Source organism: Arthrobacter sp. P1_H7, from assembly GCF_056405215.1.
The window spans coordinates 93,292-115,149 of sequence record NZ_JBFUCO010000003.1 but is presented as its reverse complement, the minus strand read 5'-3'; the positions used below and the strand labels follow the sequence as shown (position 1 = coordinate 115,149).

Genomic DNA, 21,858 nt, shown 5'->3' with positions numbered 1-21,858 from the left:
ACCGCATGAGACCCGTTCTGTTCAGGCTTGCAGGCTTCACCCTGTTGCCGCTGCTGGCGCTGGTCCTGCCGTTCCTGCTCCTGCCGGTCGTTTCGCGCGTCGTGGGGGCCGCCGGCTGGTCCAGCATCACCTCCGGCCAGGCCATTGGCATCTTTGCGTCCACCATCATTCTCTGGAGCTGGAACATCTCCGGCCCAGTCGAGATTGCCCGCGCCGGCGCCTTCCCGCTGCGGGCGGCCCTGTATTCCAGGAGCGTCCGTTCGCGGATCCTGATCGCGGTAATCGTCCTGCCCGTCATGAGCGTGATCGTCGCGCTCGTAGCCCGTGAAGGTTTCCGCCTCGATGCCATCACCATGGCCTGGGCCACGGCGCTGACCGGATTCTCGCCCGCCTGGTACGGCATCGGCACCGGCCAGCCCCGGATCCTTGCCGTCTACGACACGCTCCCCCGTTTCTTCGCGGCCGTCATCAGCGCCCCGGTCATCCTTCTCACCGGACAGGTCTGGACGTACGGGCTGGTCTCGGTCGTTACGACGCTGGTGGCATTGGTCGCGTTCCACCGCCGGTTCGGTGAACCCCGGACCTGGCTGCCCCGGAGCCCGCGGAAGGTCGTGCGGGAGATCGTGCCCACCGCGGGCACGGCCGGCATCAACTTCACGGGAAGCGCCTACGGCTCGTCCCCGGTTCCGATCGCGACCGCGACGGTGCCGTCGGCCGCAGCCACGGCGGGTTTCGCCTCGGCGGACGCCATCTACCGCCTGGGGCTCTTCACGATCGTGGCGCTCGGCAACACATTCCAGGGCTGGACCCTGGAACACGACGCCGCCGACCCGCGGCGCCGCCACTTCGTGGCCATGGCTGCCCACGCGGTCCTGGGGCTTGCGGGCGGGATCTTCCTGACGCTGTTCGGCCCGTGGGTCTCCGGCGTGATGTTCGGCGAAGCCGTCCGCGCGGACACCCTGACGTGCCTGTACTACGGTGTGTCCTTTTTCTTCATCTCCTCATCAACGCCCCTGATCCGGAACGTGCTGATCCCCGCCCAGCGCCAGAAGTCGGTGCTGATGTGGACCGCGGTTTCCGCCGTCGTCGGCGTGCTGCTCATGGTGGCGGCCGGACTGGCGGCCAACGTTCCCGGCGTCGCCCTGGGCATGGCCGTGAGCGAAGCCCTCCTGTTCCTGGGCCTGCTGCGTCCCTCCCTCCGGATCCTGCCCGCGGGCGCCCGCGGCCGGGGCCGGAAGGTAGGATCAGCAGCGTGATCGACAGATGCCCGCGGCCGGTCGCCGCCGTCAACGCCGCATTCCGCAGGGTGATCACCAATCCCGAACCGGACGCCGCCCACTCCGTCAGCCGCCTCCGGGCCGTTGATATATTGGAGAACTATGAAAATTCTTGACTCGACCCGTGTGCTGGTCATAATGCCGGCGTGGAACGAAGCCGAGTCCGTGGGGAACACCGTCCGGGAAGTGCTTAGTGTCGGCCGGCCCTACGATGTCCTGGTGGTCAATGATGGCTCCACGGATGCCACCGCGGCGGTCGCGAAAGACGCTGGCGCCACCGTCCTGACGCTGCCGTTCAACCTCGGGGTCGGCGGCGCCATGAGGGCCGGCTTCAAGTACGCCCAGCGCCTCGGTTACCAGCGCGTGATCCAGGTGGACGCCGACGGACAGCATGATCCCCGCAATATCCACGAGGTCCTGGCAGGCCTGGAGCACGCCGACATCTCCATCGGCGCCCGCTTTGCCGACCGCGGCGACTATTCGGTCAGCGGGCCGCGCAAGTGGGCCATGCAGCTCCTCGCCAAGGTCATCTCAGCACTGGCCAAGACCCGGCTCACGGACGTGACCAGCGGCTTCCGTGCCGCGAACAGGCGCGCCATCAACCAGTACCTGGACCACTACCCCGCGGAGTATCTGGGCGACACCATCGACTCCCTGGTGGTGGCGATCCGCTCCGGCTGCCGGGTGACCCAGGTCCCGGTGGAAATGCGCCCGCGCCAAGGCGGGACCCCCAGCCACAACCCCCTCAAGTCCGCCGTCTACCTCGGCCGGTCCGTCTTCGCCCTCATGTTCGCGCTGACCCGTAAGCGGTCCACCATTTCCGACCCCGCGCTGGCCGCCAAAGGAGCCGTCTAATGGGCAACTGGCCCGCCTTTTTCCTTGCCCTGGCGATCGTCGGCGTCGTCTTCGAGATGCTCCGCCGGAAGAAGCTTCGCGAGAAATACGCAGCACTCTGGCTCTTCGTCGGAATCGGCACGCTGGTTCTGGCCGCATTTCCGAGCCTGCTGACGATCGTGGCCGAACGCGTCGGCGTCCAGCTGCCCTCCAATCTGCTGTTCATCATCAGCATCCTGCTGCTGCTCGGTGTCTGCCTGCACTTGTCCTGGGAGCTGTCCGTGGTGGAGGACGAGACGCGCACGCTCGCGGAGGAAGTGGCCATCCTCCGGACGATGGTCGAGGGCATGTCCGCCCAGGACGGCGACGCTCCGGCAACGCCGACGACGAAGTAGGAGGCCCCGGTGGCACTGGACATCTTTATCCCCTACTGGGGCGATGTTAACTACATGAAACGGGCCGTCGACAGCGTCCTGGCCCAGACCAGCCCGGACTGGCGCCTGACGGTGGTTGACGACGCCTACCCGGGTGACGACGTCAGACGCTACGTCGAGGCCGCGGACGATCCCCGGATCACCTATATCCGCAAAGAAAAGAACGAGGGCATAACCGAGAACTTCAGGACTTGCGTCTCGCTGGCCAGCCAGGACGTCCTGGTGGTCATGGGATGCGACGACCTTCTGCTGCCGAACTTCGTGGACGTCGTGCTGCGCGCCCACGCCGAGTTCCCCGACGCCTGGATTATCCAGCCCGGCGTCCAGATCATCGACGAGGACGGCAAACCCTCCGTCCCCCTGGTGGACATCGTCAAGCAGCGGCTGGTCAAGCCGCACGGCACCGGGTCGCGGCTTGTGGGCGGCGAGCGGCTGGCGGTAAGCCTCCTGCACGGCGACTGGCTCTACTGGCCCTCCCTGGCCTTCCGCCGCGACCGGATCCGGGACTATGACTTCCGTGATGGCTTCCCCGTCATCCAGGACCTCGCCCTCGTCATGGACATGGTGCTTGGCGGGGCCGAGCTGTTGATCGTCCCCGATATCTGCTTCGAATACCGCCGGCACACTCACAGCGCGTCGTCCGCGAAACTCGTCGACGGGTCCCGGTTCGTCGGTGAGCGCGACTTCTTCGATCTGGCCGCGGCGCTGTGCACGGCGAAGGGCTGGCGCAAGGCGGCCCGCGCCGCCCGGCTGCGGCTCACGTCCCGGGCCCACGCACTCCTGATCCTCGCCGGCACGCTCCGGCAAAGTGCCTCCGGGACGCTCGGCATCCTCCTGCGGCATTCCTTCGGAAAGTGAGCGATCCCCACGTGACTGGCGAGTCCCCCGTCCCTGCCACGGGCGCCACCGGCGTCACCGGCGTCGTCACCGCGTTCCGGCCGACGGCGGCGCTGATCGGAAACGTCGAATCGCTGCGGGAGCAGGTGGACGCCGTCGTGGTGGTTGACGACGGCGGCGGCCCCGGCTACGAGCCGATCTTCGCCGCGCTGGTCGCGGCCGGCGCAGAAGTGGTGCGCCTCCCGCAGAACGCGGGCATCGGCGCCGCCTTGAACGCCGGCATCCGCACGGCCCGCCGGCACGGCAACCCGGACTACATCCTGACCGTGGACCAGGACTCGCTTCTGCCGGCGGGCTACGTGCAGGCCCTGCGCCGCGCCGCCGCGGACGCGCGGGCCGCCGGCGTCGAGCCAGGGCTCATCTCCCCGTCCAGGATCCACGGAAACCCGGTGCTCCGCGCCGGGACCCGGAACGGCGTCGCCCTTGGCCGGGAGCCGATCCAGTCGGGCCTACTGATCCCGGCCGGCACGCTGGACGTCCTTGGCGGGTTCTGGGAAGAGCTCTTCATCGACCTGGTCGACACCGAGTACTACTACCGCGCACTCGCCGCGGGCCTGCCCACCGTTCTCGCGGCGGCAGAGTTCGACCACTCCCTCGGAACGATGGTGGAGGCCAAGGTGTTCGGCCGGCCCGTCCCGGCGGGCGGCCGCCCGCTGCGGGTCCGCACCGCCGCGACCTGGCGCTACTACTACATCTTCAGGAACCGGCTCGTCACGGGGCGCCGGTACGCTGCCCGATATCCCGCCTGGGTGGCCGGCGGGATGTGGGGCGATCTGCGGCATCTGCTGATCGTGACCCTGCTGGCGCCCGGCCGCTCAGCCCGGCTCGGAGCGGTGCTCCGCGGCACCGCCGACGGTCTCCGCGGCCGGACCGGGCGCCGGCATTCCGCCTGACACCACCCGGGTCCCTGGGCCACCGGGCCCTCCACGGGTTTGGCCGAGTGCAGACTGGTAGGAGAGGATGTATACCATGCGCGGAATAATTCTTGCCGGCGGGACCGGCTCTCGTCTCCATCCCATCACCCACGGCATCAGCAAACAGCTCGTCCCGGTTTACGACAAGCCGATGATCTACTACCCGCTATCGACGCTGATCCTGGCCGGCATCCAAGACATCCTGATCATCACCACCCCGCATGACGCCGAGCAGTTCAAGCGCCTCCTCGGCGACGGTTCACAGTTCGGCATCAACCTGAGCTATGTCCAGCAGGCCTCTCCCGACGGACTGGCGCAGGCCTTCATCCTCGGCGAGGAGCACATCGGCAACGAGACGGTCGCCCTGGTGCTGGGTGACAACATCTTCTACGGCCAAGGGATGGGAACCCAGCTGCGGAAGCACAAAGACATCGACGGCGGCGCCGTCTTCGGCTACTGGGTCAAGAACCCCAAAGCCTACGGCGTCGTGGAGTTCGACGACGCCGGCCAGGCCGTCTCGCTGGAGGAAAAACCGGAGCGGCCCAAGTCCCACTATGCGGTGCCCGGCCTGTACTTCTATGACAACGACGTCGTCGGGATCGCCAAGGACCTGAAGCCCTCGCCCCGCGGCGAGCTGGAAATCACCGACGTCAACCGGACCTACCTCGAGAGAGGCCAGCTGCGCGTCGAAATCCTCCCCCGCGGCACGGCCTGGCTGGACACCGGAACCTTCGATGACCTCAACGACGCGTCGAACTTCATCCGGACGGTCGAGAACCGGCAGGGTCTGAAGATTGGCGCCCCGGAGGAGATCGCCTGGCGCCAGGGTTTCCTGAGCGATGACGAGTTCCGCCAGCGCGCCGAGCCGCTGGTCAAGAGCGGGTACGGCGCCTACCTCCTCGGACTCCTGGAGCCGTAATCTTTCATGTGGATGTCCGTCTTACCGCAGGTCCTGATCGCTTGCGCTGTCCTGGTCCTGCCCGGGCTGATCATCTCCGTTGCCCTGCGATTCAGGGGATTCAGCGCCCTGGCGCTTGCCCCCGCGATGACCGTGGGCGTTGTGGTCATCACGTCCACGTTGGCCCCGTTCCTGAAGGTGAGGTTCGGGCTGCTCCCCGTGGCCGTCGTGGCGGTGGCCCTGTCCCTGCTCGGTTTGTGGGCGGCGCGGTTCCGTCCCTCCGGCCCGGCCGCAACCGGCCTGAATCCGTTGAGGGTGCCGGACGTCCGCGGAGACCTCGCGGCGCTGGCCGGAGCCGTCATCGCCGGAGGGCTCCTCGCCGTCCACACCATCCATCTCATCGGCAGCCCGCAGGCCATTTCCCAGACGTATGACGCCGTCTTCCACCTGAATTCGGTCAGGTTTGCCCTGGATATCGGCCAGGCGTCGTCGTTGACCCTGGGTGCGATGACCGGCGGCGGCGCCTACCCGGCCGGCTGGAACGCTGTCGCCACCCTCGTCGCCATGGCAACGGGCGCGAGCGTCCCGCTCGCCGTCAATATCACCAGCATCGTCCTTGCGGCCGTGTTCTGGCCGTTGGGATGCCTCTTGTTGGCGCGGTCCGTGGCGGGGGGACGCCCGGCCGCTCTGGTCGCCGCAGGCATTGCAGCGGCGTCGCTGGGCGCCTTCCCGCTGCTCATGATGGACTTTGGGGTCCTGTATCCTAACCTGCTGGCCATCAGCGTGTTGCCCTCCAGCGTCGCCCTGGCTGCGGCGTGTGCCGGGTTGACGCCCGGACTTGTCCGCCGCGATCTCGCCTCGATACTGGCCCTGCTGCTGGCGCTCATCGGCCTGATTGTCGCCCATCCCACGACGTTCATGGCCTGGCTGACGTGGACGCTGCCCATGGTGGTGACGCTGGTGTGGCGCTCTGCGGCTGCCCTTCGGCGGAAGCAGGCCCGCGCCCGCTCGTATGTTTTGAGGCTGGCGCTGCCGGTCGCCGGGTACGCCGTCGCTTTCGACCTGCTGTGGACCAATCTGCGCCCACCGCCCGAGGCTTCCTTCTGGGGCCCGTACCAGAGCATTCCGAAGGCCATTGGCGAAGCCGTCACCATCTCGCCCGACGGCCTCGCACTGGCCTGGCTTGTGGCACCGCTCGTATTCCTCGGCCTCTGGGCCTGCTTCCAGGACCGCTGGCAGCGGGTGTGGATCGCAGGCGTCTTCGCATTGTTCACCTACCTGTTCGTCGTGGTCTCCGGCTTTACCAAGTCGGAAACCCGGGACTTCCTCACCGGCGTCTGGTACAACGACAGCTACCGGATTGCCGCCCTACTGCCGCTGGTTGCGGTCCTGCTGGTTGCCGTCGGCGTTGACTGGGCAGGGCGGCGCATCCTGGCGATGCGCGGCCGGTCGAAGGCCATCGAGCTGGCCCTTGACGGCTCTCCGCGCTGGGGGCGTGCCGGAACGGCAGCCTACCGGTCCGTAGGCATCGCCGCCATCGTGCTGGCCGCCATCGCCCTGGGACAGCAGGGCGGCCTGGAGCTGGAGGTCGAGCAGGGCTCGAGAAACTACAGGCTCGCCGGCGATTCGCCGCTGGTCTCCACCGACGAACTCCAGCTCATGAAGCGCCTGCCCCAGACTGTTCCCGAAAATGCGCTGCTGATCGACAACCCGTACACCGGTGCGGCGCTCTCCTACGCGCTGGGCGAGCGCAAGTCCGCCCAGCTCCATGTCATGAGCTACGTCTCCCCGGATGTTCAGCGGATCTACGATTCGATCGGCAATGTGACGACGGACGCCAGCGTGTGCCAGGCGGTCCGCGCGGCGAATGCCTACTACATCCTGGACTTCGGCCCGGTCGAAGTCCACGGCGGAGACCACACTCCCGCCGGCCTGCGCAATCTCGCAGCGAACCCCGGCGTGCAGCTCATCGACAGCCAGGGCGAGGCGAAGCTCTACAAAGTCACCGCCTGCGGGAACTGAACCAGCAGCCTGCCCTGCCGCCGCGGGGCAGGCTCCGCGGCATGCTCCGGCGCCTGCCCTGCGGCCGAGGGCTAGAAGCTGAGCTGCCGGGCCAGCGCCGGTGCCAGCGTCTTGGCAAAGGTGTTGGTCATATGGTTGTCCCGGTACACGAGCACGTTGCCGATGACGGCCGGGCAGATCCCCTGCCGGCAAAAGTAGGCGGACATATCGAGAACCTCGACGCCGGGCACGAGTGCTCCGGCCAGCTGCAGGGGGTCTGCGGCGGCGTCGGATGCCGTGAACTGGCACTCGGGCGAATCCCGTCCGTTGACCTGAACGCAGTCCGGCGCCGAAAAATCCGGATACGGCGTGTCAGGCACAACTGCCACGCGGATCCCGGCTTCCCGGAGCGGCTTCAAGAGCTGGACATAGCCTTTGACGAGTTCTTCCGGGCTGCCCCACGTCCAGTTGAGGGCTTCGCGGTAGCCGGCCGGCGCCATTCCCGATACCACCACCAACCGCGGCCGCAGCTGCAGGATGCGCTGCAACGTGGCCTTGTTCTGTTCGGAGCAACTGCGGTGCACCGTGGTGCCATTCATCGCCGGCGCTGCCGTGAAGGGGCACCCGTTCCGGACCATGGCCTGCACCTTCCAGCCCCCGGCTGCGCCGGCAATCACGAGCGGATCCACGTACTGCGCGGCGTGTGAGTCCCCGACGACGACCACCGTTTGAGTGGCGTCCGGCGCGCCGAAAATGCATTGGTCAGCCCCGGTGACGGCCGGATTGAATTTCCCGCACGTCTCCGTCCAGGTCAGGGGCACATCCTTCATGGCGACGGCGGGATCGGGCCGGACGGGCACGCCGTCGGGGACGGCGGCGGGCCGGACGGGATCAAACGCCGTCGCGCCAGGATAGTCACGCAAATCCAAGGCCCCATTCAGCTGCTGCGACTTGGCTTCGACGACGCCCCACGGCACCGCAGCCGCCACCGTCGACGCCACGAGCAGTCCTGCTGCCAGGACGAAAGCGTTCCGGCGCAGCAATCCCCACCGTCCAGGCCGCGGCGACGGCCCCTGGACGGCCGGCGCGTGCCGGAACTTCTGCTCGACAAGGTGGTACGAGGCGGCCGCCAGCGCCAGGCTGATGGCGACCATGGCGGTGCCCTGGAAGGCGCCCGGGGCCCGGCCGAGGTGGAAGACGTAGAACACGACGACGGGCCAATGCCACAGGTACAAGGAGTACGAAAGATCACCGATGTAGGTCACTGGCCGCAGGCTGAGGACCCGGCTTGCCGAGTAGCCGACCGGGCTGCCCGGAGTGGCCGGTCCGGCCGCCGGCGAACCGGCTGTGAGCAGCAGCAATGTCCCCGCGACGGGCAGGAGGGCGATGCTGCCCGGGAAGTCCATCGCAACAGAGAGGGTCATCGCGGAAAAGACGATCACGCCCAAACCGATCCAGCCCGAAAGCCACGCCCGCACCGGGCCCAGGCGCAATTTGGGAATCAGCAGGGCGCCGATGCCCCCGGCGCCCAGCTCCCAGATCCGCGTGGTGGTCGCAAAGTACGCCATGTCGTGCTGGGCGGACGAGAAGACGACGCTGTGGACGAAGGACGCCACCGACACCACCGCCAAGATCCATAAGGAGACGGTTTCGATCCGGAGGCGACGTTTCACCGTGACGGCCACTCCCGCCAGCAGGATGACGGGAATGATCAGGTAGAACTGTTCTTCCACTGCCAGGGACCAGAAGTGCTGCACCGGGGACACCAGGGCGGTCGCCGCGGCGTAGCTGTCCACGCTGAAGGCCTGGTTCCAGTTCTGCACTTGCAGGGCGGACATGATGACGTCCAGGGAAATGGACTGCCAACGGTTCTGCGGGAGCAGGACCACGGCGCCCAGCATGGTCGCCAGCAGAACCGTGGTGGCAGCGGGCAGCAGGCGCCTGATCCGTTTCGCGTAGAAGATGGAGAGCCGGATGCGTCCGGTACGCGCCAGTTCCTGGACGAGCGATCCCACGATCAGGAAGCCGGAGATGACGAAAAAGACGTCGACGCCGACAAAGCCGCCGGGGAGAATACCGGGCCAGACGTGATAGATGATCACCATGCCCACCGCCAGGGTGCGCAGCCCCTGGATGTCCAGTCGCCGGCCGTTCCTTCCCGCGCTGGAAGCGCCCGCAGGGCTGGCGGGGCCGGTACGCTCGGGGGAACCCTGGGGCTGGGGCAGAACAGCCGCCGACGGCAAAGAGGTCACGGTTCTCTTTCTGTTTTCAAACAACGTCATCGTTATTTTGCGCTATGTGCGCTTGCCGGGAACCTGAAGGGACCATGTCCAGTGGACATGGTCCCTTCAGCTGCGCTGCCGTCACCGGCTGCGGTACCGCCTAGGCCCGCAGCCGGGCAACGGCCTCATCAATAGGTCCGTCGAATAATACGTTGCCATGCTCGAGATAGACACCCCGGGCACAGATGCGCGACACCAGGTCAAGGTCGTGGCTGACAACCACCAGCGTCTTGCCGTGCCCGGCCAGTTCCTGAATCTTGGCTATGCACTTGCGCTGGAACGGTTCATCTCCGACGGCGAGGATCTCGTCGATCAGGAAGACCTCGGGGTCGGTGTGGACGGCCACGGAAAACGCCAGGCGCAGGTACATGCCGGACGAATAGAACTTGACCTCCGTGTCGATGAATTCGCCGATCTCGGAGAATTCGACGATCGCGTCGAAGCGTTCGTTGATCTGCTTCTCCGTCATCCCCAGGATCGCTCCATTGAGGTACACGTTGTCGCGGCCGGACAGGTCAGGATGGAAACCCGCCCCGACCTCGATCAGCCCGGCCACGCGGCCACGTGTATATACGCTGCCGGAATCCGGGAGCATCACGCCGGAGATGTGCTTGAGCAGGGTGGACTTGCCGGAGCCGTTGAGGCCGAGCAGCGCCACGGTCTCCCCCGTTTCCACCATCAGGGAGACGTCCTTCAGGGCGTGGAACTTCTTGGAAAGATCACCCTTGCGGCCCTTCACGAGCCAGACAACCGCCTCTTTGATGGAACGGGTGTGGCGGAGCACGAACTCCTTGCTGACATTGGAAACTTCAATCGCGTTTGCCATTTAGAGCTCCTGGGCAAAGCGGCCTTCAAGCCGCCGAAAAGTTAGCTGTCCCAGAGCCAGGACCACCAGCGAAATGACCATGCCGACCGGCAGCCACAGACTGAACAGGTTCGGCGGCATCGCAGCCGAACCGTCAGTTGTGGGGTACCAGAAGGCATAGTGGAACAGCTCGACGCCCACCGTGATGGGGTTTGCCTGGTAGAGGGCGAAGAACCCCGGGCCCAGCTTTGATTCCACCATCGTCCAGGAGTACATGACGGGCGACGCCCAGGTCGCCACCATCAGGAGCATGTCAACGAGGTTTTCCGAATCACGGAAATACACGTTGGCGGCCCCGAACAACAGCCCGAGCCCAGTGGCCAGGAAGCCCACAATGGCGAATCCGCCTACCGCAGCCAAGAGCTGGAATGCATCCGGATGCCACCCGGCAACGACGCATCCGATCACCAGGACAACGAGCTGGGGGAAGAAATGCACGGCCGACACCCAGACCGACGCCACCGGAAACAGCTCCCGGGGAAGATAGATCTTCTTGATCAGGTTGCCGTTGTTCACGATCGATCGCGCGGAGTTCCCGAGGGCTTCGGAGAAGAAGTTGATCAGCACGATTCCGGAGAAGAGATACACGGCATAGTTCGAGAGGCCGTCCGGGTTGCGTGCACTGCGCTCCAGGCCCAGGAAGACGCCCAAGGCCACATAGAACACGATGAACTGCACGGCCGGTTTCACATAGGACCAGAGGAGACCCAGAACGGAGCCGCGGTAGCGGACTTTCAGTTCCTTCCGGACCAGCAGTTTCAGCAGAAAACTGGACTGGCGAAGATCCCGAAATCCACCACCGAGACCCGGGCGGGTCAATTCCCCGGAAATCGTGGTTGTCACGCTACTTCACTTCGCTCTGGGTGTGTTCTTCGAAGATTTTCTTCCAGGAATCCAGGGACGTGAGCTCCGGCATCGCCGCCTTGTACTGCTTGCTCAGCGACTGCCAGTCCTTGAGCAGGGCAGCGTGCAGGCGGCTGCTCTCGGTGAGCATCTCCCTCACACGCTTGGGGTCCCGCTTGTACCAGGAAGCGCCGGTTCCCTCGGCGTTGGAGACGATGGCGCTGTCGAACTGCGCGATCCGCCACCAACGGTTGTCCTGGTGCGCAATGTTGGTCTGCGGACGCTCCGCACTCGTCTTGGTGACCGGGCGGAACAACTGGCGTGCGACCGTCTTGGCAGCCCAGGGAAGGAGAGTGACCCTGGACGGCTGCGACACGCCGTGCCCGCGGCGCGGCGGCTTGTCCATCTTGGGCGTAGGGAACTCGTCCGCGTCGGCCCGGAAAATCGAGTCCGAGTAGCCTGCCATCATCTTACGGATCTCGGGCAGCTTCGAGGGAAGCAGGTCCGGCAGATCGGACGGGCCCTTGAGCACATCCTCGAGCGCCCAGCCGCGGCCGTGCGCGGTCGCGTACTGCATCGACACGAGGTGCTTGATGTCCGCATACTGCGATTCGCGCACCACGCGGCCGCCGTGCTCGTAAGGGCTGTGGAGCAATGCCGCCACGATCCGGTTGCGGGCGTGGAAGTAGGCCTGCCAGCCCACGAGGTCGTCCTTGTCGATCCAGGACACATGCCATACGGCCGAACCCGGCAGGGAGACTGTCGGGAAGCCGTGCGCCTTGGCGCGCAGCCCGTATTCCGAGTCGTCCCACTTGATGAAGAGCGGCAGTGAGAGGCCGATTTCCCGGATGACCGAGGTCGGGATCAGGCACATCCACCAGCCGTTGTAGTCCACATCGCAGCGGCGGTGCAGCCAGGAGGTCTGGCGCAGGTTCGAGGACAGGAAGTCATGCCCAAGGACCATGTCCTCGCTCGGCAATGACGGCTGGAAGCGGTAGGGGTTGACCACCTCGCCGAACGTGTGGAGAACTGTCCGGTTGTAGAGGTCGAACATGTGGCCGCCGACGATCGTCGGGGTCTTGCAGCGGTCCGCGAACGTGAGCAGGCGGATGATGCTTTCAGGCTCCACCACGATGTCGTCGTCCATGAGCAGGACGTAGTCGCTGCCGTTTTCGACGGCCTCGAACATGCCCCGGGCAAAGCCGCCAGAGCCGCCGAGGTTCGACTGGTTGATGATCCGCAGCTTGCCGCCTAGCGACTCATGGACTTCGGCGAAACCGTCCGCGTCCTCGACCTTCTGCGTGCCCTGGTCAACCAGCAGGATTTCCTGGACATGCTTGAGGGCATCGGGGTTCTCGGCCAGCAGCCGAAGGTTGTTGAGGCAGAAGTCGGTCTTGTTCAGCGTCGTGATCTGCAGGGTGACAGAACCGGGCGTGCTCTCAACAGCGGGGCCCTGCCATTCGGCGTCGACCATCACAAGCGGTTCGGAGCCCGCCACGAGGTCGAACCAGTACCAGCCGCCGTCACCGAAAGGCGCAAGCGACAGCTCGAAGGTGTTCTCGGCCGAGCCCTCGACGCGTCGCGTGTCGACACGCTGAAGGGACCCGCGGGCGTTGGACTTGTAGACGATGACCGATCCGGCGCCCTGGGTGCGGACCTGAAGCCGGATTTTGTCCACGGTCGTCCAGCGCCGCCAGTAGCTCGCCGGGAAGGCGTTGAAGTAGCTGCCGAACGAGACCCGCTCCCCCGAACGGACCTTGGTGGAGTTGCGGGACAGGAAGTCTTCAACGTGGGCTTCCTTGGTGGAGCTGCTGAAGGACTGTGCCCTGGCCTTCTTGCCGTCGCCGCTGCCAACCGTGGGAAGCTGGATGCCGGTCGCGGTGCCCATGTCCATATACAGGGGGACCGTGTCCATCTGGCTGGCGTTGGGCAGGATGACCCGCTGGAGGGTGTCCCACTGCTGGGCGGACTCTACCTGGGTGTCGGTTGCGGCGCTCATGCGTCCACTCCCCCGCTTTCAATCTTGGCGCCGCCCTCGAAGTGCGGGCGGATCTTGTTGTCGAACATGGTCAGGGCCGAGCCGATCGCCATGTGCATGTCCAGGTACTTGTAGGTACCGAGGCGGCCGCCGAAGAGGACATCCTGCTCGGCCGCGGCCAGGTCGCGGTACTTGAGGAGCCGATCGCGGTCCGTAGGCGTGTTGATCGGGTAGTAGGGCTCGTCGCCCTTCTCCGCGGCACGGGAGAACTCGCGCATAATGACGGTCTTCTCCGTCTGGTATTCGCGCTCCGGGTGGAAGTGCCGCGGCTCGATAATGCGGGTGTACGCGACGTCTTCGTCGTTGTAGTTCACTACCGATGTGCCCTGGAAGTCCCCGACGTCGAGCACCTCTTCTTCGAAATCGATGGTGCGCCAGGACAGATCGCCTTCGGCGAAGTCGAAGTAGCGGTCGACGGGTCCGGTGTAGACGACCGGGATGTTGCCGACCACCTTGCTCTTGCTGTACTCGTGGGACTCATCGAAGAAGTCCGTGTTGAGCCGGACCTCGATGTTGGGGTGTTCGGCCATCTTTTCGATCCACGCCGTGTAGCCGTTGGTCGGAAGGCCCTCGTACCTGTCGTTGAAGTACCGGTTGTCGTAGTTGTAGCGCACCGGAAGGCGGGAGATGATGCCCGCGGGCAGGTCCTTCGGATCCGTCTGCCACTGCTTGCCGGTGTAGTGCTTGATGAACGCCTCGTAAAGCGGGCGGCCGATCAGCTGGATGCCTTTGTCGTTCAGGTTCTGCGGATCGGTGCCGGCCAGTTCGCCGGCCTGCTCCTTGATCAGTTCCTGGGCCTGCCCGGGGGTGAGGTTGGCCCGGAAGAACTGGTTGATCGTGGCCAGGTTGATGGGCAGGGAGTAGACCTCGCCCTTGTGCACGCCGTAGACCTTGTGGACGTAGTTCGTGAACGTCGTGAAGCGGTTCACGTACTCCCACACGCGGTCGTTGGACGTGTGGAAGAGGTGGGCACCGTAACGGTGCACCTCAATGCCGGTCTGCTCTTCCTTTTCGCTGTAGGCGTTGCCGCCAATGTGGTGCCGGCGGTCGATGACGACTACCTTCAAGCCCAGCTCAGTGGCGGCCTGTTCTGCGATTGTCAGGCCGAAAAAGCCCGACCCTACGATGACGAGGTCAGCGGTCACAAACTCTCCTGGTTCGAATGCGGGCAGCGCAATGTTGTGCATTGTCTGCTGGTCTAGCCTACCTGAGACCCGGCGGGTACCAGCGAATCGCGCCTCGCCCCACGGTCCGACGCCACGCCTGTCCCGGCTCCGGGAGCCCTGCCTGGCGGGGGTAGCCGCGCCGCTCCGAAGCGTTTTCCACATGGATCATTTTCCCGGACGCGGCCGGGCCGGAGCATCCCTACTGTGGAACCGGACCTGTGGAACCGGACCTGCGGAACCGGACCTGCGGAACCGGGCCTATGGAACCGGACCTATGGAACCGGACCTGCGGAACCGGACCTGCGGAACCGGAAAGGATCTTGCGGATGATTTACCACTGCACTCTCGTGCCCAGCACCCTGATCCAGAGCGCGCCCGCAGCGGGTTCGACGCCGGACGGGCAGCTCATCGAGCTGTCCGTCGAGGTCCCCGACCCGTGCCCGGGCGCGGACCTGGAGGCTGCCGTCGCCCGGCGCTACGGGACCGGTGGGCTGTCGGTCCGGGGAGCGCCGGTCGCCGCGATGACCGTTGGCATGCCTCCCCTGGTCCAGGGTGCCGTACTGGTTGATACGGCGGTGCTGGTTGAGGGTGCCGGGGTGGCTAAGGATGCTGGGCTGGTTGAGGGTGCTGGGCTGGTGAGCGGATCGGTCGCGGCATTCCGCACCGGCCCGGGCAAACCGGACACTGCCACATTGCTGCTCGCCGTGGACAGCGGTCCCGGCGCGGGCATGCTTGTCGCGCTGCGGCGGGGACGGTTCCGGATCGGACGCGGCGGCACCGAGGTCGTGATCCCTGATGCTGCGCTCTCCCGGGAGCACGCACGCCTGGACGTCACGGACTCGGACGTCACGATCCAGGACCTCGGCAGTGCGAACGGCACCAGCGTCGATGGCCGGAAAGTGCGAATGGCCCCGGTGACCACGGCGTCCTCGATCCGCTGCGGCGATTCCACCATCTCGCTCCGGCTCGGGCCGCCGGGCGTACCCCGTGCTGCGGGGGATACCGTGACATCGCTGGCCGGTTCCAGCGTTGCCGCGCCGCTGGTTGTCCGTGGCGCCGCCGCCCCAGGCCACCGGGCCGCAGTGGCGTTGGCCGCGGTGCTGCCGCTCCTGGTCGGCGTCGGCCTGGCACTTCTCACCGGCATGTGGATGTTCCTGGCCTTCACCGCAGTCTCTGGCGTGTCCGTCCTCGTCCCGTTCCTTGCGGGCCGTCGTCAGCGCCGCGAGCTCCGTGCCGCTGTGGCGGAGGCCGCCCTGCAAGACCGGGAACGACGCCGGCAGGCCGCACCCTCCGCGGCGGACCTGGCCATTGGTTGCGCGGCCGCGGTACCCCCGGCGGCCCGTGCACGTCACGGGGAACCGCCGGATGTCTGCCTGCGGCTCGGGCTGGCGGACCAGAGGGCGAATATCCGGCTCGAACCACCCGACTCCAGCTTCCGGCCACCCCCGCTCGGCCAAGTGCCCCTGACCTTGGACCCGGTCCCGGCAGTGGTGACTGTCCACGGCCCCGCGCCCGCGACGGCCGGGCTAATGCGCTCGTTCATCCTGCAACTGGCCGCCTATCCTCTGGCGGGCAGCACGCGCCTGCTGCTGCACGGCCCGAGGGACACGGTGCCGTTGCCAGCGCGTTTCCTGCCCGGCGTCACACTGTCCGCAAATGACGCCACCACCGCGGCCCTGCTGGCTGCCGGTCCGGGCGATCCGGGCGATCCGGGAGGTCCTGCGGGTCAGGGCAGTCCGGGCGGTCAGGGCAGTCCGGGCGGTCCCGGCAGTACCGGGAGTACCGGGAGTACCGGTGGTCCTCCGGGTCCGGGCGCGGGCTTCGACCGCGGGGTTCTCATTCTTTGGGACACTCCGGCGCGGTCCGGCGACCTTTGGGACACTCCGGCGCGGTCCGGCGACGCTGCCGGACCGGGCGCTGCCGGCGCCGGCCCGGCATTCAGGGCAATGGCGGCGGCACACGGGTGGAGGGTGATCGAGTGCTCGCCGGAGCCGGGTCCCGGCGTGCACCCCGGCATTGTCCTCGGACGGCGCGGAGCCCTGATCAGGGCTGGGTCCCCGCCTCTGGACTTCGTCCCGGATCTGGTCCCGGCCGAGGTCTTTGACCGCTTTTGCCGGGGGTTCGGTGCCACACGGCGCGCGCCGGCGACTCCCCCGCCGCCCATCCCGCAGCACTGCAGCCTGGCCGACGTCCTTTCCCTCTCGGCATCGGACATCTCCCGGCGCTGGTCCCGGAGCGGCGCGGAGGCCGGGCTGGGTACGCCCGTCGGCGCGGCGATCCGGGGGACCGTGCGGATCGATCTGAAGGCTGACGGTCCGCACTTCCTGGTCGCGGGGACCACGGGTTCCGGGAAGTCGGAGTTCTTGCGGACTCTTGCCGCCGGCCTCGCGGCCAGCCATCCTCCGGACCGGGTCAACCTGCTCTTCATAGATTTCAAGGGCGGCTCCGGCCTGGGCCCGCTCACCGGCCTTCCGCACTGCGTCGGCATGCTGACCGATCTGGGCGCCGCGCAGGTGGAACGCACACTGGTTTCCCTGCGGGCTGAGGTCCGGCGGAGGGAGGAGCTGCTCGCCCGGGCCAATGCACCGGATCTCGCGGCCTACGAGGCGTTACCGGCCGCCGGACCGCCCGTCCCGTATCTGGTGATCGTCGTTGACGAGTTCAGGATCCTGGTGGACGAAGCGCCCGGCGCCCTCTCCGAACTAATGAGGATTGCCGCCATCGGCAGGTCATTGGGGATCCATCTCATCATGGCCACCCAGCGCCCGCAGGGAGCCCTGAACGCCGACATCAGGGCCAATGTCACCACCTGCATCGCGCTCCGGGTCCAGTCCGGCCCCGAATCGTTCGACCTTATGGGCTCCGGGCTTGCGGCCGCCATTCCCATTGGCCGCCCCGGGCGGGCGTTCCTGATCCGCGGTGCACAAGCTCCGGAGGAGTTCCAGACGGCCGCCCTGACGCCCCGGACCGCCCCGCAGGCAGAGGGAACAATCACGGTTCGCACGGTCACGGACGAGCTGACGCGGCCACCGGCAGCCGCGGGTTCCCGCGGCGGCGGCTCCATCGGACGCGACGCTGACGACGGCGCGGCCCCGACACCGGTCCCGGTTCCGACTCCGGCACAGGGATCGGCCGCGCTCATCGACGCCGCTGTGGCCATCTGGCAGGATCTCGGCGCGCGGCGGCCCCGCCGGCCGGTGGCAGATCCCCTGCCGGCCCTGCTGCCGCATCCAGGTCCCGGGCACGCCGAGCGGGACACGGTCCGGCTGGGGCGGGTGGACCTGCCGGAACTCCAACGCGTCGCGGAGCTGGGCTGGAGTCCTGCCGTGCACGGGCATCTGGGCCTTGTCGGCGCTGAGGCCGGCGCCGGCGATCCTGTATTGGCCCTCGCAGTCGATCAGCTCCTGGCCGGCAGTGTCGAGTCGCACCTGTACATACTTGACGCCGCCGGTGCTTTCAGCGGCGCCGCGGCGGAGCCCCGGGTCGGCGCGGTGGCCGGGCTGCAGGAAGTGCGCCGGGCCGCCAGGGTGTTGCGGCGGGTCGCCGAAGAAGCCACGTCACGGCTGGGGACCCCTGCGGGCGGGCCGCGGCCCGGGCTGGTCCTGGTGCTCAGCGGCTGGGGCGCCTGGGTTTCGGCATTCCGGTCCGGGCCGCTGGCCTGGGCCGAAGACCTCGTTCATGACATCGTGCGGGACGGTTCCCGGGCAGGGATCACTGTCATCGTTTCGGGCGGGCGTGAGCTCGTGACCGCGAGGTTCTTCGCTGGCCTGCCCAACCGGATCTTCTTACCTTTGGGCTCTACCGACGAAGGCCGGCTTGCATGGCCGCGGCTTCCGGCGCTGGAACCCGTCCCCGGCCGCGTGGCCGTGTTCGGCGCCTTTGTTCCCACGCCTCTGGCGACCGGGCATGCGGCCCAGCTGTTCGAACCAGCAGCCGCGGGCGGGCGGCACGCCACGGGTGGAACCGTCTCGACGAGGCCCTTCCGGGTGGACGCGCTGCCTGCGTTGGTGACCGTGGACGAGGTGCTGGCCCAGTGCGGCAGCTCCGGTCCAGGGCAGAGGATTCCGGCGCCTGCTGCCGGGCCCAGCGCCTTGCCCGGCACGGCGGACGTCCCGGTCCCGGCGGCCACGTTGGTCCTCGGGGTCGGCGGCGACGAACTCCGGCCGCAACAGATTCAGTTGCCGCCCGGCGGCGTCCTCGCGGTCCTCGGCGGCCCCGGCTCGGGCAAAAGCACGCTGTTGGCTGCGCTGCCGGGGATGAACCCCGCTTGCGCCTGGCTCGCGCCGCGGCCGGGGCCCTATTCCGGCCAGTACTGGTCCGGACTCCACGCCAGCGCGCTCGCAGGCACCTTGGACCGGTCAGCAATTGCGCTCGCAGACGACGCCGATCTGCTCTCACCCGAGGCCAACAGGGCCCTGGCGTCCCTGAACAGTCTGGGCTGGAGGGTGATCCTCACCGCGGGATTTGGCCCGTCCTTTGGGCAACGGGTGGATCTAGCCGCCACCGTGCGTGGCCAGGGACGGGCGGTCCTGATACGTCCGCGGGGGCTCATGGACAGCGAGCCGTTCGGGGTCCGGTTCGATCCGGAGCAGAGTCCCCCGCCGGGACGCGCCGTCGTCATTTCCGACGGCCGCGCGACGCCGGTCCAGCTGGCTGCGCCCTGTTCTCCTGTTCAGCTGGGACCTGCCGTCCGGCCGGATCCCCTCCGGCCCAACGGCGGGGCCGAACGCATCTCCCCCGGGCGGCACGCCGCACGGGACGGACCGCTACAGGGCGGGCGGGGCTCCGGCTGCCCGTGAGGCGAACGCTATGACCCGCTTGTCGAACAGAAGAACGATCGCCGTCACAGCGGGGATCAGCATCGCCAGTCCGGCCACGGGATAGCCGCCGGTCAGGGTGGGGAACCCAATGGTCAGCAGGAAGAGTTGGGCCACCAGGGCACCGGCCCGAGTCCAGCGGAACCCCCGCAGCAGGAAGCGTGCAACGGCAAAGAGCCAGACGGAGAAGGCCAGCAGGAGGCAGAGCGTAAAGACGGCACCCCAGAAAGAGAGCACCGGCGCCCCGGTCAAAAGCTGGGTCCCGTACCAGGTGGCCGCCACGAGCAGCGCCGTGGCTTCCAGTGCCACGATCACGGCGATGACAACAATTCCCCCTGGCCGCACAGGGCTTCCGGCAGGGGCTTCGCCCGGATTCCGCAGCGAATCTGCTGCGGGATGCCCGCCGGCATTTTCATGGAGACTGTCGCCGGGGTTTTCGCGGGGATTCTCACCGGGGTTTTCGCCGGCATTTTCACGGGGGTCTTCAGGGTTCACAGGGGGCCTTGACACACTGGCACACTACCGGACATAGTCGTCTAGGTGTGAGGACGCCGCTACTGAATGTGATGCATCGCTCACGGTCTCGAGGCATCTTGGCCTCAATTACCCCTTGTTTACACAGCGTTAACATGACACGCTTAATCCAGATGACCGAGGGGGCCCCAATGGGCCCTTTTCTTATGAAACCTCTAGTGAATAATTTCACAAAGGCATTTAACGAGTTCCCAGGAATGGAGTGACTGATCAGCATGGATTGGCGTAACCGCGCAGCCTGCCTTGACAAGGACCCGGAGCTGTTTTTCCCCGTAGGAAACACCGGCCCTGCCCTCCTGCAGATCGAGGAAGCGAAAAGTGTTTGCCGGCGCTGCCCCGTCGTGGACACCTGCCTGCAATGGGCATTGGAATCCGGCCAGGATGCCGGAGTGTGGGGCGGCATGAGCGAGGACGAGCGCCGCGCCCTCAAGCGCCGCGCAGCGCGGGCACGGCGCGCCTCCTAAGCCTGCTGCCGGAGTGCCGGCAGCCATCGTCCTACCCTGCAGCAATGGCCGCGGACCCACAGGTCCGCGGCCATTCTCCGTTTAAGCGGGCGCCAAGCTGTCAGCGCGGCGTCAGGCTCAGGACAATCTGGACTGCCGTTCCCCCGCCATCCCTTCCCTGCCAGTGGATGGTGCCACCGAGTTCACTCATGACCAGTGTGCGGACAATCTGCAGGCCCAGACCCTCGACATACGGCGTGTCCGGCAGTCCGACGCCGTCGTCCTCCACTGTCACCGTGAGAAGTTCATCCCCGTCCTCGCTCTCAGACCGGTCGGCGAGCAGCCAGACAGTGCCGGTCCTCCCCTCCAGCCCGTGCTCGACGGCGTTCGTGACCAGTTCGTTGATGACGAGGGCCAGCGGTGTGGCGAAGTCGCTCGGCAGTTCGCCGAAGAGGCCCGAACGCTGCGTCTTGACCTGCTGCGAAGGCGAGGCGACCTCGGCCGAGAGCCGGAACTGGCGGCCGATGAGTTCGTCAAAATCAACGCTCTGCGTCAGGCCCTGCGAGAGCGTCTCATGCACGAGGGCAATGGTCGCCACCCGCCGCATGGCCTGCTCGAGTCCCTGCTTGGCCTCGTCACTGACCATGCGCCGCGACTGCATCCGCAGGAGGGCCGCGACAGTCTGCAGGTTGTTCTTCACCCGGTGATGGATTTCGCGGATCGTGGCGTCCTTGGTGACCAGCTCCATCTCCCGGCGGCGCAGCTCCGAGACGTCCCGGCACAGGACCAAGGCGCCGAAGCGCTGCTGTTCGTCGCGCAGCGGGATCGCGCGCAGCGAAAGACTCACGCCCCGTGACTCGATTTCACTGCGCCACGGCATCCGGCCGGTGACGACGAGTGGCAGTGTTTCATCAACCATGCGCCGGTCCCGCAAGAGCCCGGCAGTGACCTCGGCCAGGGACCGGCCCTCGAGCGACTCGCCGTCGCCGAGGCGGCGGAACGCCGAGACCCCGTTGGGGCTGGCGTACTGCACGATCCCCTCGGCGTCGAGCCTGATCAAACCGTCACCCACGCGGGGAGCGCCCCGGCGCGAGCCCGTGGGCGACGCGAAGTCCGGCCACAGCCCCAGGGTTCCCATGCGCAGCAGATCGTACGCGCATTGCCGGTAGGTGAGCTCGAGCCGGGAGGGCATCCGCGAACTCGAAAGGTCCATGTGGGAGGTCACGATCGCCAGGGTACGGCCGTTGCGGACCATCGGGACCGCCTCAACCCGCAGCGCCATGTCGCTGCTCCAGTTGGTCTCGTTGGAGCGCTCGATCGCGCGGCTCTCCCACGCCTTGTCGACCAGCGGCTGCAGGTCCGACCGGATCCCCTCCCCCACGAAGTCGGCGTGGAACACCGTGTGCGTGGTGGAGGGGCGGACGTGGGCCAGTGCCACATAGCCGAACTCAGGATGCGGAAACCACAGGGCAAGGTCGGCGAACGCGAGATCGGCGACCATCTGCCAGTCGCCGACCAGGAGATGCAGCCATTCGGCGTCCCCCGGGCCGAAATCAGCATGTTCCCTGATTGGGTCCGTAAAGATTGCCACAGCACCTCCATTTGCGACGCCAGG

The 21,858-nt window shown here is 67.0% G+C and carries 16 protein-coding genes; 9 read left to right on the top strand and 7 right to left on the bottom strand.

The window, feature by feature from the left end:
• The first annotated feature begins 5 nt into the window (after positions 1 to 5).
• The 7 genes from AC1DXI_RS03420 (at position 6) to AC1DXI_RS03390 (ending at position 7,276) form a co-directional block, all read left to right on the top strand.
• Complete coding sequence (locus tag AC1DXI_RS03420; RefSeq protein WP_476937441.1) at positions 6 to 1,256, top strand: polysaccharide biosynthesis protein; 1,251 nt, start codon at positions 6 to 8, stop codon at positions 1,254 to 1,256.
• Positions 1,257 to 1,379: 123 nt separating this feature from the next.
• Positions 1,380 to 2,132: a glycosyltransferase family 2 protein gene (locus AC1DXI_RS03415; protein ID WP_476937440.1), complete on the top strand. Its 753-nt coding sequence runs from the start codon at positions 1,380 to 1,382 to the stop codon at positions 2,130 to 2,132.
• On the top strand, positions 2,132 to 2,506 hold the full coding sequence (locus AC1DXI_RS03410; RefSeq protein WP_018775228.1) for a DUF2304 domain-containing protein: 375 nt from the start codon (positions 2,132 to 2,134) through the stop codon (positions 2,504 to 2,506). The genes AC1DXI_RS03415 and AC1DXI_RS03410 overlap by 1 nt, the downstream gene beginning before the upstream one ends.
• Before the next feature lie 9 nt (positions 2,507 to 2,515).
• The gene (locus AC1DXI_RS03405; RefSeq protein WP_476937439.1) at positions 2,516 to 3,403 is read left to right on the top strand and encodes a glycosyltransferase; all 888 of its coding nucleotides are present in this window, start codon (positions 2,516 to 2,518) and stop codon (positions 3,401 to 3,403) included.
• Positions 3,400 to 4,335 carry a glycosyltransferase gene (locus AC1DXI_RS03400; protein WP_476937438.1) on the top strand — a complete coding sequence of 312 codons (936 nt, stop codon included), beginning with the start codon at positions 3,400 to 3,402 and terminating at the stop codon, positions 4,333 to 4,335. Before AC1DXI_RS03405 ends, AC1DXI_RS03400 begins: the two co-directional genes overlap by 4 nt.
• Positions 4,336 to 4,411: 76 nt before the next feature.
• Positions 4,412 to 5,275 carry a glucose-1-phosphate thymidylyltransferase RfbA gene (gene rfbA, locus AC1DXI_RS03395; RefSeq protein WP_476937437.1) on the top strand — a complete coding sequence of 288 codons (864 nt, stop codon included), beginning with the start codon at positions 4,412 to 4,414 and terminating at the stop codon, positions 5,273 to 5,275.
• Between the two features lie 12 nt (positions 5,276 to 5,287).
• Positions 5,288 to 7,276, top strand: coding sequence for a DUF6541 family protein (locus tag AC1DXI_RS03390; protein WP_476937436.1), 1,989 nt, complete (start codon positions 5,288 to 5,290; stop codon positions 7,274 to 7,276).
• A 71-nt stretch (positions 7,277 to 7,347) separates the two neighbouring features.
• Here the strand turns inward: AC1DXI_RS03390 and AC1DXI_RS03385 are convergent, their stop codons facing one another.
• From AC1DXI_RS03385 to glf, 5 genes are all read right to left on the bottom strand, one after another.
• Positions 7,348 to 9,507 carry an acyltransferase family protein gene (locus AC1DXI_RS03385; protein ID WP_476937435.1) on the bottom strand — a complete coding sequence of 720 codons (2,160 nt, stop codon included), beginning with the start codon at positions 9,505 to 9,507 and terminating at the stop codon, positions 7,348 to 7,350.
• A 130-nt stretch (positions 9,508 to 9,637) separates the two neighbouring features.
• Entirely contained in the window at positions 9,638 to 10,363 is a 726-nt protein-coding gene (locus tag AC1DXI_RS03380) for an ABC transporter ATP-binding protein (RefSeq protein ID WP_018775222.1), read from the bottom strand.
• Positions 10,364 to 11,245 (bottom strand): ABC transporter permease, encoded by an 882-nt coding sequence (locus tag AC1DXI_RS03375; RefSeq protein WP_018775221.1) that lies wholly within the window; start codon positions 11,243 to 11,245, stop codon positions 10,364 to 10,366. It abuts the gene before it with no gap.
• A gap of 1 nt (position 11,246) precedes the next feature.
• Positions 11,247 to 13,244, bottom strand: a complete 1,998-nt coding sequence (locus AC1DXI_RS03370; protein WP_476937434.1) for a glycosyltransferase — start codon at positions 13,242 to 13,244, stop codon at positions 11,247 to 11,249.
• Positions 13,241 to 14,428 carry a UDP-galactopyranose mutase gene (glf, locus tag AC1DXI_RS03365; protein WP_476937433.1) on the bottom strand — a complete coding sequence of 396 codons (1,188 nt, stop codon included), beginning with the start codon at positions 14,426 to 14,428 and terminating at the stop codon, positions 13,241 to 13,243. The genes AC1DXI_RS03370 and glf overlap by 4 nt, the downstream gene beginning before the upstream one ends.
• Positions 14,429 to 14,775: 347 nt before the next feature.
• On the opposite strand from glf, the gene AC1DXI_RS03360 reads away from it, so the two are divergent.
• Positions 14,776 to 19,248 carry an FtsK/SpoIIIE domain-containing protein gene (locus AC1DXI_RS03360; protein ID WP_476937432.1) on the top strand — a complete coding sequence of 1,491 codons (4,473 nt, stop codon included), beginning with the start codon at positions 14,776 to 14,778 and terminating at the stop codon, positions 19,246 to 19,248.
• Here the strand turns inward: AC1DXI_RS03360 and AC1DXI_RS03355 are convergent.
• A complete protein-coding gene (locus AC1DXI_RS03355; RefSeq protein ID WP_476937431.1) occupies positions 19,216 to 19,761 on the bottom strand; it encodes a hypothetical protein in 546 nt (181 codons plus the stop codon). The two genes, AC1DXI_RS03360 and AC1DXI_RS03355, sit on opposite strands and share 33 nt — an antisense overlap.
• Positions 19,762 to 20,015: 254 nt before the next feature.
• Between AC1DXI_RS03355 and AC1DXI_RS03350 the strand changes: the two genes are divergently transcribed.
• Positions 20,016 to 20,264: a WhiB family transcriptional regulator gene (locus AC1DXI_RS03350; protein ID WP_003804966.1), complete on the top strand. Its 249-nt coding sequence runs from the start codon at positions 20,016 to 20,018 to the stop codon at positions 20,262 to 20,264.
• Positions 20,265 to 20,364: 100 nt separating this feature from the next.
• Here the strand turns inward: AC1DXI_RS03350 and AC1DXI_RS03345 are convergent, their stop codons facing one another.
• Positions 20,365 to 21,834, bottom strand: coding sequence for a sensor histidine kinase (locus tag AC1DXI_RS03345; protein ID WP_018775216.1), 1,470 nt, complete (start codon positions 21,832 to 21,834; stop codon positions 20,365 to 20,367).
• Between the last annotated feature and the right edge of the window lie 24 nt (positions 21,835 to 21,858).